The 14,798-nt window shown below is 70.9% G+C and carries 12 protein-coding genes; 5 read left to right on the top strand and 7 right to left on the bottom strand.

The genetic code is table 11. The features are described 5' to 3' along the window. The first annotated feature begins 138 nt into the window (after positions 1-138). From pta to pyk, 3 genes are all read left to right on the top strand, one after another. Positions 139-2,271: a phosphate acetyltransferase gene (gene pta, locus PV364_RS12305; protein ID WP_319659916.1), complete on the top strand. Its 2,133-nt coding sequence runs from the start codon at positions 139-141 to the stop codon at positions 2,269-2,271. After that, the gene (locus tag PV364_RS12310) at positions 2,268-3,419 is read left to right on the top strand and encodes an acetate kinase (protein ID WP_319659917.1); all 1,152 of its coding nucleotides are present in this window, start codon (positions 2,268-2,270) and stop codon (positions 3,417-3,419) included. Before pta ends, PV364_RS12310 begins: the two co-directional genes overlap by 4 nt. A gap of 108 nt (positions 3,420-3,527) precedes the next feature. Next, entirely contained in the window at positions 3,528-4,952 is a 1,425-nt protein-coding gene (pyk, locus tag PV364_RS12315) for a pyruvate kinase (RefSeq protein ID WP_319659918.1), read from the top strand. 96 nt (positions 4,953-5,048) lie between these two features. Here the strand turns inward: pyk and PV364_RS12320 are convergent, their stop codons facing one another. The 4 genes from PV364_RS12320 to PV364_RS12335 form a co-directional block, all read right to left on the bottom strand. Next, a complete protein-coding gene (locus tag PV364_RS12320) occupies positions 5,049-6,329 on the bottom strand; it encodes a hydrogenase expression protein HypF (protein ID WP_319659919.1) in 1,281 nt (426 codons plus the stop codon). Continuing rightward, positions 6,319-6,921, bottom strand: coding sequence for a DUF6114 domain-containing protein (locus PV364_RS12325; RefSeq protein ID WP_319659920.1), 603 nt, complete (start codon positions 6,919-6,921; stop codon positions 6,319-6,321). The genes PV364_RS12320 and PV364_RS12325 overlap by 11 nt, the downstream gene beginning before the upstream one ends. Before the next feature lie 96 nt (positions 6,922-7,017). Further along, positions 7,018-7,644 carry a DUF6230 family protein gene (locus tag PV364_RS12330; protein WP_319659921.1) on the bottom strand — a complete coding sequence of 209 codons (627 nt, stop codon included), beginning with the start codon at positions 7,642-7,644 and terminating at the stop codon, positions 7,018-7,020. Positions 7,645-8,259: 615 nt separating this feature from the next. Further along, entirely contained in the window at positions 8,260-9,216 is a 957-nt protein-coding gene (locus PV364_RS12335) for a tetratricopeptide repeat protein (RefSeq protein ID WP_319659922.1), read from the bottom strand. A gap of 190 nt (positions 9,217-9,406) precedes the next feature. Here PV364_RS12335 and PV364_RS12340 point away from each other — a divergent pair, with 190 nt between their 5' ends. After that, positions 9,407-10,021 (top strand): TetR/AcrR family transcriptional regulator, encoded by a 615-nt coding sequence (locus PV364_RS12340; RefSeq protein WP_319659923.1) that lies wholly within the window; start codon positions 9,407-9,409, stop codon positions 10,019-10,021. 322 nt (positions 10,022-10,343) lie between these two features. Next, a complete protein-coding gene (locus PV364_RS12345) occupies positions 10,344-11,504 on the top strand; it encodes a DUF3103 family protein (RefSeq protein ID WP_319659924.1) in 1,161 nt (386 codons plus the stop codon). A 99-nt stretch (positions 11,505-11,603) separates the two neighbouring features. Here PV364_RS12345 and PV364_RS12350 read toward each other — a convergent pair whose 3' ends face one another. The 3 genes from PV364_RS12350 to PV364_RS12360 all read right to left on the bottom strand — a co-directional run bounded on the left by PV364_RS12350 (position 11,604) and on the right by PV364_RS12360 (position 14,400). Continuing rightward, positions 11,604-13,304 carry a methylmalonyl-CoA mutase gene (locus PV364_RS12350; RefSeq protein WP_319659925.1) on the bottom strand — a complete coding sequence of 567 codons (1,701 nt, stop codon included), beginning with the start codon at positions 13,302-13,304 and terminating at the stop codon, positions 11,604-11,606. A 160-nt stretch (positions 13,305-13,464) separates the two neighbouring features. Then, positions 13,465-13,800 (bottom strand): DUF3817 domain-containing protein, encoded by a 336-nt coding sequence (locus PV364_RS12355; RefSeq protein ID WP_319659926.1) that lies wholly within the window; start codon positions 13,798-13,800, stop codon positions 13,465-13,467. 93 nt (positions 13,801-13,893) lie between these two features. Next, positions 13,894-14,400 (bottom strand): MarR family transcriptional regulator, encoded by a 507-nt coding sequence (locus PV364_RS12360; protein WP_319659927.1) that lies wholly within the window; start codon positions 14,398-14,400, stop codon positions 13,894-13,896. Positions 14,401-14,798: the final 398 nt, after the last annotated feature.

The raw sequence follows: 14,798 nt of genomic DNA on the forward strand, positions 1-14,798 counted from the left end.
GTAGCGTCCCAGGTCGCCTCTTTCGCATCGTAGATCCGTGCCTGACCCACCGCGCGTCATACGCACAGCGGACTGTAATGTCAAGAGGCACCCGCCACCCGAATGGGTGATTCCACCAGGCAGGAACGGAGAGAGCGCGTGACGCGCAGCGTGTACGTAACCGGGGTCGGCCGGGGGGACGGCAGGCAGGTCGTCGAGCTCGGCGTCATGGAGCTGCTCACCCGCCAGGTCGACCGCGTGGGCGTGTTCCGCCCGCTGGTGCACGACACCCCCGACCGGATGTTCGACCTGCTGCGCAGCCGCTTCCGGCTCACCCAGGACCCCGCGACGGCCTTCGGCCTGAGCTACGAGGAGGCCGCGGCCCTCCAGGCCGAGCAGGGCCGGGACGCGATGATCGCCGTGCTCGTGGAGCGCTACCACCTGGTGGCCGGTGAGTACGACACCGTGCTGGTGCTCGGCTCGGACTTCCACGAGACCAACCTGCCGGGCGAGATGGGCATCAACGCCCGCCTCGCCAACGAGTTCGGGGCCTCCGTGGTCCCGGTGGTCGGCGGGCGCGACCAGACCGCGGAGTCGGTGGTGGACGAGGTGCGCAACGCCCACCAGTCCTACTCCGGCTTCGGCTGCGACATCGTCGCCATGATCGCCAACCGGGTGCCCCCGGAGACCCTGGACGAGGTCGCCGGGCGGCTGCGCCGGCTGCTGCCGGTCCCCGCGTACGTACTGCCCGACGAGCCCGCGCTGTCGGCGCCGACGGTCTCCCAGATCGTCGAGACCCTCGGCGCGGAGGTGCTGCTCGGCGACAGCAGCGGGCTCTCCCGGGACGTCCTGGGCTTCGTCTTCGGCGGTGCGATGCTGCCCACCTTCATCCGCGCGCTGACCCCCGGCTGCATGGTGATCACCCCGGGCGACCGCGCCGACCTCATCATCGGCTCGCTCGCCGCGCACTCGGCCGGCTCCCCGCCCATCGCGGGCATCCTGCTCACCCTCGACGAGGTGCCCGGCCCCGAGATCATGGCGCTCGCCGCCCGGCTCGCCCCCGGCACCCCGGTGATGTCGGTGCCGACCGGCAGCTTCCCGACCGCCGCCGAGCTGTTCGCCCTGGAGGCGAAGCTCGGCGCGGGCACCCCGCGCAAGGCCGAGACCGCGCTCGGCCTCTTCGAGACCCATGTCGACAGCGCCGAACTCACCGAGCGGCTGTCGGTGGTCCGCGGCGAACGCGTCACCCCGATGATGTTCGAGCACGAACTCATCGAGCGGGCCCGCTCGGGGCGGCGCCGCGTCGTGCTCCCGGAGGGCGCCGAGGAGCGCATCCTGCACGCCGCCGAGGTGCTGCTGCGCCGCAACGTCTGCGACATCGTGCTGCTGGGCAACGAGGACGCCATCCGCCGCCGGGCCGGCGAACTCGGCATCGACGTGGACGTCCCCGGCCTGGTGCTCACCGATCCGCAGACCTCACCGCTGCGCGAGAGCTTCGCCGAGCTGTACGCCAAGCTGCGCGCCCACAAGGGCGTGAGCTACGAACTCGCCTACGACGTCGTCGCCGACGTGTCGTACTTCGGCACGCTGATGGTGCAGCAGGGGCTGGCCGACGGCATGGTCTCCGGCGCGGTGCACTCCACCGCGGCGACCATCCGGCCCGCGTTCGAGATCATCAAGACGGTGCCGGACGCGTCGATCGTCTCCTCGGTCTTCTTCATGTGCCTGGCCGACAAGGTGCTGGTGTACGGCGACTGCGCGGTCAACCCGGACCCCGACGCCGAGCAACTGGCGGACATCGCGATCCAGTCGGCGGAGACCGCCGCCCAGTTCGGGGTGGAGCCGCGGGTGGCGATGCTGTCGTACTCCACCGGGACCTCCGGCTCCGGGGTGGACGTCGACAAGGTGCGCCGGGCCACCGAACTGGTCCGCGAGCGCCGCCCGGAGCTGCTGGTCGAGGGCCCGATCCAGTACGACGCGGCGGTGGACGCGCAGGTGGCCGAGACCAAGCTGCCCGGCTCGAAGGTGGCGGGGAACGCGACCGTGCTGATCTTCCCGGACCTCAACACCGGCAACAACACCTACAAGGCGGTGCAGCGTTCGGCCGGCGCCGTCGCCGTCGGCCCCGTGCTGCAGGGCCTGCGCAAGCCCGTCAACGACCTGTCGCGCGGAGCGCTGGTGCAGGACATCGTCAACACGGTCGCCATCACGGCGATCCAGGCCCAGGGCGAGCAGGGAACCACCGCTCCGGCCGGTCCGGCCGGTCCGACCGCAACAAGGAAGGCACCGTGACAGCGACCCGCGTCCTCGTCCTCAACTCCGGCTCCTCGTCGGTGAAGTACCAGCTCATCGACATGGCCGACGGCAGCCGCCCGGCGGCCGGGATCGTGGAGCACATCGGTGAGCGCGGCGGGGTCGCCGGACACGCCGAGGCGCTGGGGGTCGTCGCGGACGAGCTGGCCGCCCGTGGCCTCGGCCTGGACTCCCCCGAACTGGCCGCCGTGGGGCACCGCGTGGTGCACGGCGGCACCCGGTTCACCGAGCCGGTGCTGGTCGACGACGCCGTGCTCGCGGCCGTCGAGGAGCTCGTGCCGCTCGCCCCGCTGCACAACCCGGCCAACATCACCGGCATCCGGGTGGCCCGCGCGCTGCGCCCCGACCTGCCCCAAGTGGCGGTCTTCGACACCGCCTTCCACTCCACCGTCCCCGAGCACGCGTACCGCTACGCGATCGACCGGGAGACCGCCGACGCCCACCAGGTGCGCCGCTACGGCTTCCACGGCACCTCGCACGCGTACGTCAGCCGGGCCACGGCCGAACTGCTGGGCAAGGACCCCGCCGAGGTCAATGTGATCGTGCTGCACCTCGGCAACGGCGCCTCCGCCTCCGCCGTGCGCGGCGGCGCGTGCGTGGAGACCTCCATGGGACTGACCCCGCTGGAGGGCCTGGTCATGGGTACCCGCTCGGGTGATCTCGACCCGGCCGTGGTCTTCCACCTCAGCCGCGTGGGCGGGATGTCGGTGGACGACGTCGACACCCTGCTCAACAAGCGCTCCGGTCTGCTGGGCCTGTGCGGCGACAACGACATGCGGGAGATCGGCCGGCGGATGGCGGAGGGCGACGAGAGCGCGCAGCTCGCCTTCGACGTCTACGTGCACCGGCTGCGCAAGTACGTCGGCGCCTACACCGCCGTCCTGGGCCGGGTCGACGCGATCGCCTTCACCGCGGGTGTCGGGGAGAACTCCCCCGCCGTGCGGGAGGCCTCGATGCGCGGCCTGGAAGCCCTGGGCATCGAGCTGGACGGGGTGCGCAACGCGGTGCGCGCCGGCTCCGCGCGACTGGTGTCGGCCGCCGGCAGCAAGGTGGCGGTGGCGGTCGTGCCGACCGACGAGGAGCAGGAGATCGCCCGGCAGACGTACGCGCTGGTGACCGGCCCGTGACGTCTCCAGGTCACCTGGAGGCTCTAGTCTATGGCCGCCGTCCGCACCGTCCACGACTCCCCCGCACGGGAAAATTCCGGAGCGGAACAAATTGATAGGATCGTCCTCATGCGCCGAGCGAAAATCGTCTGCACCCTGGGTCCCGCCGTCGACTCCTACGACCAGCTGAAAACGCTGGCCGAAGCCGGGATGAACGTGGCCCGTTTCAACTTCAGCCACGGCAGCCACGCCGAGCACGAGGAGCGCTACCACCGGGTGCGCAAGGTCTCGGAGGAGACCGGGCGTGCCATCGGTGTGCTGGCCGACCTCCAGGGCCCCAAGATCCGCCTGGAGACCTTCGCGGACGGCCCCGTGGAGCTGGTCGCCGGTGACGAGTTCACCATCACCACCGAGGACGTGGCGGGCGACAAGACCATCTGCGGCACCACCTACAAGGGCCTGCCCGGCGACGTCCGGTCCGGCGACCCGGTCCTGATCAACGACGGCAACGTCGCGCTGCGCGTGACCGAGGTCGACGGCGCCCGTGTGCGCTGCCTGGTCGTCGAGGGCGGCGTCATCTCCGACCACAAGGGCATCAACCTGCCCGGCGCGGCGGTCAACGTCCCCGCGCTGTCCGAGAAGGACATCGACGACCTGCGCTTCGCGCTGCGGATGGGCGTCGACATGGTCGCGCTGTCCTTCGTGCGCGACGCCAAGGACATCCGCGACGTGCACCGCGTGATGGACGAGGTCGGCCGCCGCGTGCCGGTCATCGCCAAGGTGGAGAAGCCGCAGGCGGTGGACAACATGGAGGACATCGTCGCGGCCTTCGACGCCGTCATGGTGGCCCGTGGCGACCTGGCGGTGGAGTACCCGCTGGAGAAGGTCCCCATGGTGCAGAAGCGGCTCATCGAGCTGTGCCGCCGCAACGCCAAGCCGGTGATCGTGGCGACCCAGATGATGGAGTCGATGATCACCAACTCCCGCCCCACCCGCGCCGAGGCCTCCGACGTCGCCAACGCGATCCTGGACGGCACGGACGCGGTGATGCTGTCCGCCGAGTCCAGCGTCGGCAAGTACCCGATCGAGACCGTGAAGACCATGTCGCGGATCATCGAGGCCGCCGAGGTCGAGCTGCTCAAGCAGGGCCTGTGGCCGCTCAACGGCCGCAAGCCGCGCACCCAGGGCGGCGCCGTCGCCCGTGCCGCCGCCGAGCTCGCGGACTACCTGGACGCCAAGACGCTGGTCGCCTTCACCAAGTCCGGCGACACCGCGCGCCGCCTGGCCCGCTACCGCGTGCCGCAGCCGGTGGTCGCGTACACGACCGACGAGTCGACCCGCAACTTCCTCGCGCTGACCTGGGGTGTGCAGACCACCGTCGTGCAGTACGTCAGCACCACCGACGAGATGGTCGAGATCGTCAACGAGGAGATGCTGAAGCTCAGCGACTACGCCGAGGGCGACACGGTGATCATCACCGCCGGCTCGCCTCCCGGTGAGGCCGGCACCACCAACCTCGTGCGGGTGCACCACCTCGGCCACCGCGCCGTCTGACCCGCACCGCGCCGACGGAGAACGGCGGAGGGCGCCTCCCCCGCAAGGGGTGGGCGCCCTCCGCCGTGTGCGGCTCCCGGACGGGTCCGGGCCCGGTCAGTCCTGGGTGTTGTACACGTGCATACCGGGGACCTTCAGGGTGCCGCCGAACTGGCCGGCCTGCTTCACCGTGACGTTGGTGAAGAAGGCGATCGGCACGTTGACCGGCGGCGGGGTGTCGGGCGTGAACTCGATCGGGATGAGCCCGAAGAGGTTGCCCTTCAGCGACTCGGTGTACATCGTCACCGTGCCGCCGCGGATGGTCGACGTGCTGCCCTTGCGCGCCTCGACGTGGCCGACGGTGCCGTTCGGGCCGACGACCTCCTGGTGCAGGTCCTTGATGTCCAGGGTGGAGGCCGTGAACTTCAGTACCGGCTTGACCTTCCCGCTCCAGGTCTTGACCTCGACGATGCCCTTGTAGTCCAGGCCCGTCAGGGTCAGCAGGCTGCTGTGCAGCGTCCAGGGGTCGTCCGCGAGGAGGGCGGGCGTCTCCTGGTACGCCGCGTCGGCCAGAGCCTGCGCGTCGTGCGTCGGGCACGGGAACGGGGTCTTCCCGTCCGCAGACGTGACCAGGGGGCTCGGCGTGCTGTCGGGCGCCTGCGTCGCCTTGCCGGTGGCGTCGCCCGCGGCCTTGGTGACCTCGGACAGCGCCTTCTTGACCTTGTCGGTGGTGTCCTTGACGGTCGTGTCGGCCGGCTTGTCCGTGGTGTCCGTCGTCGGGGTCTGCGACGTGGCGCTCGGGGCCGGCGTGGCCGTCGCGGAGGGCGCGGTGTCCGCCGGGGCGGCGTCCGTGCTCTTCTTGTTGACGCCCAGCAGGTCGCCCAGCGCGTCGCCGAGGCCCAGCGGGTCCAGCGGGTCGGAGGACGGCTTCGTCGACGGGGAGGCCGGCGCGGACGGCGTCGACGGGGAGGCCGGCACGGTCGTCGACCCGTTGCCGTCGCCCTTGCCGTCCCCGGTACCCGTGCCGGAGTCGGACGTGCCGGGCGTCGGGGTCACCGAGGGCTTCGGCGTCTCCGGCCTGTCCTGCCCGTCCTGCTTGCCACCGTTGCCCGGCGTGCTGCTCGGCGTCGAGGACGGCGAGGGCTCGTCGGGCTGCTCCACGCACTTCGTACCCGAGAACGGGTTCTTCGGCAGTTCGTCGGCAGAGGCCAGCCTCGGGGTCAGTCCCATGCCCATCAGGACCGCCGTCGGCATCGCGGCCAGGGCTATCGCCTTGCCCGCCGGCATCTGCAGCTTGGTCAGCAGCGACTTCCTCGGGGCCGCGTGCCGCGGCCCCGGTCTCACGCGGGTGCCGCTACCGGCGGCCGCGGAAGCCGGCTGATCCTCATCACCCCGCACTGTGCCTCCCGTTCGCGTCTGCGGTTCGCTCTGTGCCGTCCGCCGCCTCCTGTGAGACGGTGCCGTCCGACGCCTCGGCGCGGTACTCGCCGTACGCCTGCGCGTAGGGCGAGTCCGGCGGGGGCACGTAGCCGGTGTCGCCGTCGTACCCCTTGCCGCCGTCGGGCAGTTCCGCCGCCTGCGGGCCGCCCTCGGCGGGCGGGACACCCGGGGCCCACGCCACGGAGAGCGCTCCGCCGACCAGCCCGAGCACGAAGCCCGCGAAGAAGCCGCCGAAGTTGGAGACCACCAGGGAGACCAGGGCGAGCAGGATCGAGGCGATGCCCGCGAAGACCCGGACCGCCGACTGGAACCACATGGTCAGACCGAGGACGACCAGCAGCACGCCGATGATCAGCGAACCGGAGCCGGCCGTGGTGGCCATGGTCAGGCTGAGCGAGCCAAGGGTGATGTTGGCGTACGGGAAGTAGGCGATGGGCAGTCCGGCCAGAACCGTCAGCAGGCCCGCCCAGAACGGCCGCTGCCCGCGCCATACGCGGAAGCGGAACCGCCAATAGTCGAACCCGCTCAGTCCATGTGTCTCGGCGCTCATGGAAAACTGCTCCCTGGGACTGGCGTTACAAAGAAAAAAGCGAGTGGTCGGGGGAAGGTGAGGGGCGTCCCGCGCCCCTCACCCCCCTGGCGGTGCTTAGAAGCACTCGTAGCCCGCGCCCGAGCCCTTCTTGACCGACATGCTCAGCCCGCTGAGCTTGAAGGTTCCCGCGCTGGTGGCCCAGGCGGTCTGCTTCACGTCGGTCAGGTCGGCCGAGTCGGCCTCCTGCGCGAAGGAACCCGGGTCCGACTGGTCGCCGGCCTTGATGCCGGGGCCCTTCTTGCTGTCTCCGGCCGCCACGCCGATGTTGATGTTGGTGAACGTGGCGTCCGCGTTCAGCTGGTCGAGGTCGATGTAGAGGTTCTTCGCCTCGACCTTCTTGTCACCGTTGCCGGCGCCCAGCTTCAGCGTCACGTCGCCGAAGACCGGAACCGGCACGACGACGGACTGGCACAGCCCGGAGATCTGGGCGTTGCTGAACGCGGAGACCGCGACCGGGATCGGCTTGCCGCCGTGCTGGACGTCGATGGCTCCGTACTGGACGAAGCCCTCACCGTGCAGGCTGTCGGCCTTCACCTTGAACTGCTGGCCGGACACGCTGAACGACGCGGCAAGCGCGCCCTGACCCAGGGCCACGCCTATCGCGGCGGTGGCCGCGACGCTCGGCACCATGACAACGGCGAACCGCTTCCATCTGGTACCGCCGCGAATGAGCGACTCCATGACTTTCCTCCTTCTCGGACGTACATCTCCGGCCGGAATCGTGGGGATTGCGGCGGGATGGGAGAAGAGCTACGTCCTCGGGAAGGAGAGCGCCGTACAGACGGCCGCACGCGGGATGGCGGACGGCGTTGTCCGGAATTCGGCGATCACCCCCGAGCGACAACCACTGGCCACGCTCTCGCGCAACCTGCTGGACAGGCCCTGCCGGGTGGCAGAGACCCCCCTGTCCACGAGACGCGGCCGCTGCTGGCACAGCCTTCGCGTCCCGGCCCGGTGGGGACCCGTACGACGAGCGGGCGGCTGGATGCCGACACCTCGGCAACGGACCGAGCTTGGCCGATCGTGGTCCATTCGGCGCCGCTGCACAAGGGGCTTCGTTACTAGCGGGTAACGGTGCGATAACCCAGCTCGCATGGTCTGGACCAGATCGACTACGCAGGGTGGTTGCGATGAGGGTGTGAAATTGCCTCAAGGGGTGATAGATCCGGACAGAAGTCCGTCACTCTCTTACCGGAAGTAACAGCGGCCGCGCTTCATCAAGATTTGGTAAAGCGCGGCCGGGGTCACATTCGGCTCGAAAGGTCTTTCGAGGTGGGGAGGGTCGGCGCGATCAGGTCAGAAGAGCACGCGGGCAAGCGCCGAGCGGGCCGCGGTCACCCGCGGATCGTCCGGGCCGATCACCTCGAACAGCTCCAGCAGGCGCGTCCGGGCGGCGTCACGGTCCGCACCCGTGGAGCGGCGCACCGCCTCCACCAGCCGCCCGAAGGCGTCCTCCACATGTCCGCCCACCAGGTCGAGGTCGGCCACGGCGATCTGCGCCGGAACGTCGTCGGGGCGGTCCGCGGCGGCCTTGCGCAGCGCCTGCGGGTCGGCCCCCTCCACGCGCTGCAGCAGCTCCGCCTGGGCCAGGCCCAGCTTCGCCTCCAGGTTGCCCGGGTCGCCGGACAGCACGTTGCGGTACGCCTGGATCGCGCCACCGAGGTCGCCTTGGTCGAGCGCGTCGTGCGCGGCGGTCAGGGCCAGTTCCTGCGGGCTCGGCGGGCGCTCCTCGGCCGGTGCGGCGGGCGCGCCGCCCTCGACCGGGACGCCGACGATGCCGAAGCGCTGCTCGGCGACGGCGATCAGCTGGTCGAGCACCTCGCGGATCTGGTCCTCCGGGGCCGCGCCCTGGAAGAGCGGCATCGCCTGGCCGGCCAGCACCGCGAACACCGCGGGAATCCCCTGCACGCCGAACTGCTGCACCAGCAGCTGGTTCGCGTACACATCGATCTTGGCGACGACGACCCGGCCCGCGTACTCGGCGGCGAGCCGCTCCAGCGCGTCCTCCAACTGCACGCTGGCGTCCGCGCGGTCGGTCCAGAAGTGGACGACGACCGGGACCTCGGTGGAGCGCTGCAGGACGTCGGTCTCGAAGGTGGCCTCGGTGACCTCGGTCACCAGGACGGGGGTGGGTACCACCCCGGTGCGGGCGGCTTCCGCACGGGCCTGCTCGGCCTTCGCCTTGGCCTCACCGGCCGCCTTCACCGCGGCGAGGTCGACCACGCCGCTCATGGACATGTTCCGTGGCTGCATGGGACCAATCCTCCCCCCTCGTCGCGGTTCCCGGGGAATCGCCCCCCGAAAGCGCCGCACTGGCGAGTCATCATGGTGGAAGCACGACGCGGGGTCCCCGCCCACGCCTCGTGGCTGCCGCCTGTTTCGATACGGGTCGTAGCGTAACTCCATGGTCGCGCACCGCGCAACGGGGATAGGGTGCCCAGCCATGTGCCCGCGTGAAACAGGACGAAGGACCGGCCGCCCCCGCAGTGCGGAGGCCGACCGGGCGATCCTGGACGCCGCGCGGCAGGCCCTGGTCGAGACCGGCTGGGGCAAGTTGACCATGGGCGACGTCGCGGCGCGCGCGAAGGTGGCCAAGACCACTCTCTACCGCCGCTGGGCCGGCAAGAGCGAACTCGTGGTGGACGCGGTGGCCGCGCTCTTCGACGAGTTGGAACTTCCCGACCGCGGCACTCTGCGCGCCGATGTGGAGGGCGTGGTCCTGCAGTTCGCGGCCCTGCTGGAGCAACCCGCCACCAAGACAGCGCTGATGGCGGTGGTCGCCGAGGCGACGCACGACGAGGCGCTGCGGGAGCGGATCCGCGAGGCGATCGTCGACCGGCAGAAACGGCTGGTGATCGAGGGCCGCCGGCGGGCCCAGGCGCGCGGCGAGATCCCGCCCGACAACGGCGACCCGACGCCGCAGATCGATCTCATCTTCGACGTCATCGCCGGGGCCGTCGTGCACCGGACCCTTGTCTCCTGCGAGCCGGTCGACGCCGACTGGGCGTCCCGCTTCACCACGGTCCTGCTCGGTGGGCTCTCGGCCGCCGCGGACTGACCGCCGCCGGCCGTTGCGGCCCGCTCCGGCGGGACGGCAACTCCTGTGCGTCCGGGCGCCGTTCGGCAGGACGTCTTCCGGCGGGCGTTCCCGGAAGTTCACCGATCACGCGGCGCCGACCTCTTGCCGGGATGTCATGGCACCGCCATGCTTACCCGCGGGTATCTACTCGCATAGATTCCTCACCGGTTCCGCACAGCTCCGCACAGCTCCGCGCAGTTCAGCACAGTTCCGCGAAGTCCTGCCCAGCTCGTCGCAGTTCCGCACTGCTCTGTCCTGACAGTGCGTCACAGATCGCTCGCCCCCAGGAGGATCGATCCACGTGAGACGTCATCACCCTCGTCGGCGCGGCGCCGTCGTCTCCCTCGCCGCCTCCCTGCTCGCCCTGACGGCCGGCCAGACCGTGAGCGCCCTGCCCGCCACGGCCGCCCCCAACCCCCACACACCCGCCTCCGCGGTCTCCGCGGCCGAGGAGCAGGCGGCGCGTGCGATCGCCGGCTCGCTCACCGACTCCGCCTGGCGCGCCCGGGTCGGCAGGGCGACGCTCGCCTCCGACGAGGTCGCCGTCACCGCTCTGGCCGGCAGGGCCGGCGGCTCCCTGAAGGCCGAACTGGCCGCCGCCGACCGGCGGATCGCCGCCGCCAAGGGCCTGGACTCCGGTGTCGGCCCGCTGCTGCGGCTGCGGCTCGGCGACGACTCCATGCGCGCGGCGCTGGCCGCCGGCGTGGCGCCGTGGGTGACCGCGGCCTCCCTGGACGACGACGCCGCCACCGTCACCGCCTGGGACAGCCGGGGCCGCGCCCACACGCTGGACGCCCGCAAGGCGCCCTCGCACCCGGTGTACGTCGTGGACATCGACGGCTCCAAGGCGCTGGCCGCCGGTCTGGCCGTGATGAACAAGGAGCTCACCCGCTACGGCGTGGCCTCCGCCAAGGCCACGCCGTCCCGCACCGAGGCCCCCGCGGCCGGGGCGCGGGCGCAGGCGGCCGCGGGCGGCTTCTGGACCACCCGCATCACCTCGGTCGAGCTGTCGGACGACGAGGAGCCCTGGGTCAAGGGCGACGCCGAGATCTACACCCTGGTCACCGGTTTCGGGCAGGACGGCGCGGTGCGCGTCGACCCCGTCGACATGCCGTACCTGGACAACGACGGCACGGTGTACCGGCCCAACCAGATCCTGGTGAACTGGTCGAACTACAAGTACAACCTCGCCGACGCCGTGATGATGGAGGAGGACGGCAGCACCAACTACCGCGACCTGGCCAAGGCCATCGCCACGGCGCTGCTCACCATCACCGACCAGGGCACCTACATCCCACTGGTGACCGCGGTCCTGGACGCGATCCCGGACGACTGGTGGACCGACGACCCGGACTACGTCGACTCCTGGTACACCCTGGCGCAGAGCGACAACGGCACCCGCTACGGCGCCCGCGGCAACGGCTGGATGACCGTCGAGCCGTACTTCGTGCAGGAGTTCTGAGCCGGCACGGCGCACAGCGACACGAGTCGCGGGGGCCGGCGGGAACCCTGGGTTCCCGCCGGCCCCCGGCGCCGCGGTGTTGCGGTGGTCCGCTCCTGCTCAGAAGCGCGCGGGCTCGGTGTAGCTGCCCCATTCGTCGCGCAGCGCGCCGCAGATCTCGCCGAGGGTCGCCTCGGCGCGCACCGCCTCCAGCATCGGCTCGATCATGTTGGTGCCCTCGCGGGCGGCGGTGAGCATCGCGTCCAGCGCCTTGCGCACGGCCGCGTCGTCCCGCAGGTCCTTGCGGCCGGCCAGGACCCGTACCTGTTCGCGCTCCACCTCGTGGCTCACCCGCAGGATCTCCAGGTCCCCGGTGACCGATCCGGTGTGGCAGTTGACGCCGACGACCCGCTTGTCGCCCTTCTCCAGGGAGCGCTGGTACTCGAAGGCGGCCTCGGCGATCCGGCCGGTGAAGTAGCCGTCCTCGATGCCGCGCAGGATGCCGGAGGTGATCGGGCCGACCGCGTGCCTGCCGTCGGGCACCGCGCGGGCGCCCAGTTCCTTGATCTTGTCGAAGATCTTCTCCGCGTCCGCCTCGATGCGGTCGGTCAGCGCCTCGACGTACCAGGAGCCGCCGAGCGGGTCGGCGACATTGGCGACCCCGGTCTCCTCCATCAGTACCTGCTGGGTGCGCAGCGCGATCTCCGCGGCCTGGGCGCTGGGCAGCGCCAGCGTCTCGTCCAGGGCGTTGGTGTGCAGCGAGTTCGTGCCGCCGAGCACCGCCGCCAGCGCCTCGACCGCGGTACGGACCACGTTGTTGTACGGCTGCTGCGCGGTGAGCGAGACGCCCGCGGTCTGGGTGTGGAAGCGCAGCCACTGCGCCTTGTCGGACGTCGCGCCGTACACGTCGCGCATCCAGCGGGCCCAGATCCGGCGTGCGGCGCGGAACTTGGCGATCTCCTCGAAGAAGTCGAGGTGGGCGTCGAAGAAGAAGGACAGGCCGGGGGCGAAGGTGTTGACGTCCAGCCCGCGTGACAGGCCCAGCTCAACGTAGCCGAAACCGTCGGCCAGGGTGTAGGCGAGCTCCTGCGCGGCCGTGGAGCCGGCCTCGCGGATGTGGTAGCCGGAGACCGACAGCGGCTTGTACGCGGGGATCCCCGTCGCGCAGTGCTCCATCAGGTCGCCGATCAGGCGCAGGTGCGGCTCGGGGGCGAAGAGCCACTCCTTCTGCGCGATGTACTCCTTGAAGATGTCGGTCTGCAGGGTGCCGTTGAGCACCGCGGGGTCGACGCCCTGGCGCTCGGCGGCCACCAGGTACATGCAGAAGACGGGGACCGCGGGGCCGGAGATCGTCATGGAGGTGGTGACGTCACCGAGCGGGATGTCCTTGAAGAGGATCTCCATGTCGGCGGCGGAGTCGACGGCCACGCCGCAGTGCCCGACCTCGCCCAGCGAGCGGGGGTCGTCGGAGTCCCGGCCCATGAGGGTGGGCATGTCGAACGCGACGGACAGGCCGCCGCCGCCCGCCTCCAGGATCATCTTGTAGCGCTCGTTGGTCTGCTCGGCGTTGCCGAAGCCGGCGAACTGGCGGATGGTCCAGGTGCGGCCCCGGTAGCCGGTGGCGTGCAGACCGCGGGTGAACGGGTACTCGCCCGGCCAGCCGATGCGCTCGAAACCGGGCACCTCGGCGCCGGCCGGGGGCCCGTACACCGGCTCCACGGTGTCGCCCGAGAGCGTGGTGAAGTCCGCCTCGCGCTTGCGGGAGGCGTCGTAGCGCGCCTGCCAGCGGCTGCGCCCCTCGTCAATGGCTGCAGCGTCCATGCCGGTGTCCGCCTCTCATCGGTGCGGGGCCGTCCTCGCACGTCCTTGTACAAGGAGGTGTACCCCTGTGGGCCGAAAATACTAGGACGTCCTAGTATTTGTCGACGGTCATACCCCCCATCCCAGCAGGGAAGGGGGGTATCCGCAGGTCAGGCGAGTGTCAGACCTTGACGGGTTCACCCGTGGGGGCCACCAGCGGGGCCACCTCGCGGGTCACCTTGCGCTCGACGAAGAACGCGGCGGTGGGCACGGTCCCGGCCAGCAGCACCCACAGCAGCTTGCCGAAGGGCCACTTCGCCTTGGAGCCGAGGTCGAAGGCGAACACCAGGTACAGGACGTAGAGCCAGCCGTGGGCGATGGCGACGACCCGGGTGAAGCCCTGGGCGCCGTCGATGTCCAGGACGTACTTGGCGATCACGCCGGCGGTCAGCAGGACCAGCAGCACACCCGTCACATAGGCGAGGACGCGGTACCGGGTCAGGACACTCTGCTTCATGCGCCGAAGCCTAACCGGTGCCCTTCCGCCGGTTTGCCCCGGGCCGCCCCGAAGCGGACGGCGCCCTGTCCCGCGGGGGTCACGCCTGCGGGATCACGCCTCGAAGTCCCCGGCGGATATCCGCAGCGGCCGCAGCAACGCGAAGATCTCCGCGCACTCGTCGTCGTCGTAGGCCTGCAGGCCGAATTTCATCCCCATGAGGTCGTCGGTGGCGGCCTCGCACACCTCGCGGCCCTTGGCCGTGATGGAGGCCAGCGTGCCGCGCCCGTCGTTGGGGTTGGGGCGCTTGGCGACGAGGCCGGCCGCGACCAGGCGGTCGACGGTGTTGGTGACCGACGTCGGGTGCACCATCAGGCGCTCGCCGATCTTGGACATCGGCAGCTCGCCCTCCTTGCTGAAGGCGAGCAGCACCAGCGCCTCGTAACGGGCGAAGGTCAGCCCGTAGGGCTTGACCACGGCGTCGACCTGACCCAGCAGGATCTGCTGGGCGCGCATGATCGACGTGATCGCGACCATCGACGGCACACGCCCCCAGCGCCGGGTCCAGATCTCGTCGGCGCGGGCGATGGGGTCGAAGGGCAGGCTGAGCGGCTTGGACACAGGCCCGAGCCTACCCGCCGGTCACATGGCGGGCAGCCGTGTCTCGCGGGGCGGGACAACGGCACGTCAGGGACCGCGGGTTCGTGATCGTACCGGCCACCCGCCGCACCCGTGTGAACGCAGTGTTTCAGCCACCCCGGACGGGGGTTCCGACCGAAATCCTTCCCCTGCCGGGCAGGGTTTCCCCTACTTCCGGGCCGGGCTTGGCACCCTTTGGCCCGGATGACCTGCGACGCGGCGCCGCACCCGCTCGCGACAACCGGCCAATCGATGAAATGCACCTGTCATTAACGGCCCGTTCAGTGCGAGGCTCCTTGCCGCGCGGAACACCGCGCACCCCCCACACCCCCGGGTGCTGTCCGCCCGGGGACCGGCCCTGCCGTCCCCACACGGCGGGA

Origin of the sequence: Streptomyces sp. MI02-7b (assembly GCF_033793585.1) — a bacterium.
GTDB lineage: Bacteria > Actinomycetota > Actinomycetes > Streptomycetales > Streptomycetaceae > Actinacidiphila.

Coding starts and splice junctions, on each gene's coding strand:
- PV364_RS12330 (WP_319659921.1), bottom strand. CDS start 7,644: ATGGAGTCGCTCATTCGCGGCGGTACCAGATGGAAGCGGTTCGCCGTT.
- pyk (WP_319659918.1), top strand. CDS start 3,528: ATGCGCCGAGCGAAAATCGTCTGCACCCTGGGTCCCGCCGTCGACTCC.
- PV364_RS12355 (WP_319659926.1), bottom strand. CDS start 13,800: ATGAAGCAGAGTGTCCTGACCCGGTACCGCGTCCTCGCCTATGTGACG.
- PV364_RS12340 (WP_319659923.1), top strand. CDS start 9,407: ATGTGCCCGCGTGAAACAGGACGAAGGACCGGCCGCCCCCGCAGTGCG.
- PV364_RS12335 (WP_319659922.1), bottom strand. CDS start 9,216: ATGCAGCCACGGAACATGTCCATGAGCGGCGTGGTCGACCTCGCCGCG.
- PV364_RS12350 (WP_319659925.1), bottom strand. CDS start 13,304: ATGGACGCTGCAGCCATTGACGAGGGGCGCAGCCGCTGGCAGGCGCGC.
- PV364_RS12325 (WP_319659920.1), bottom strand. CDS start 6,921: ATGAGCGCCGAGACACATGGACTGAGCGGGTTCGACTATTGGCGGTTC.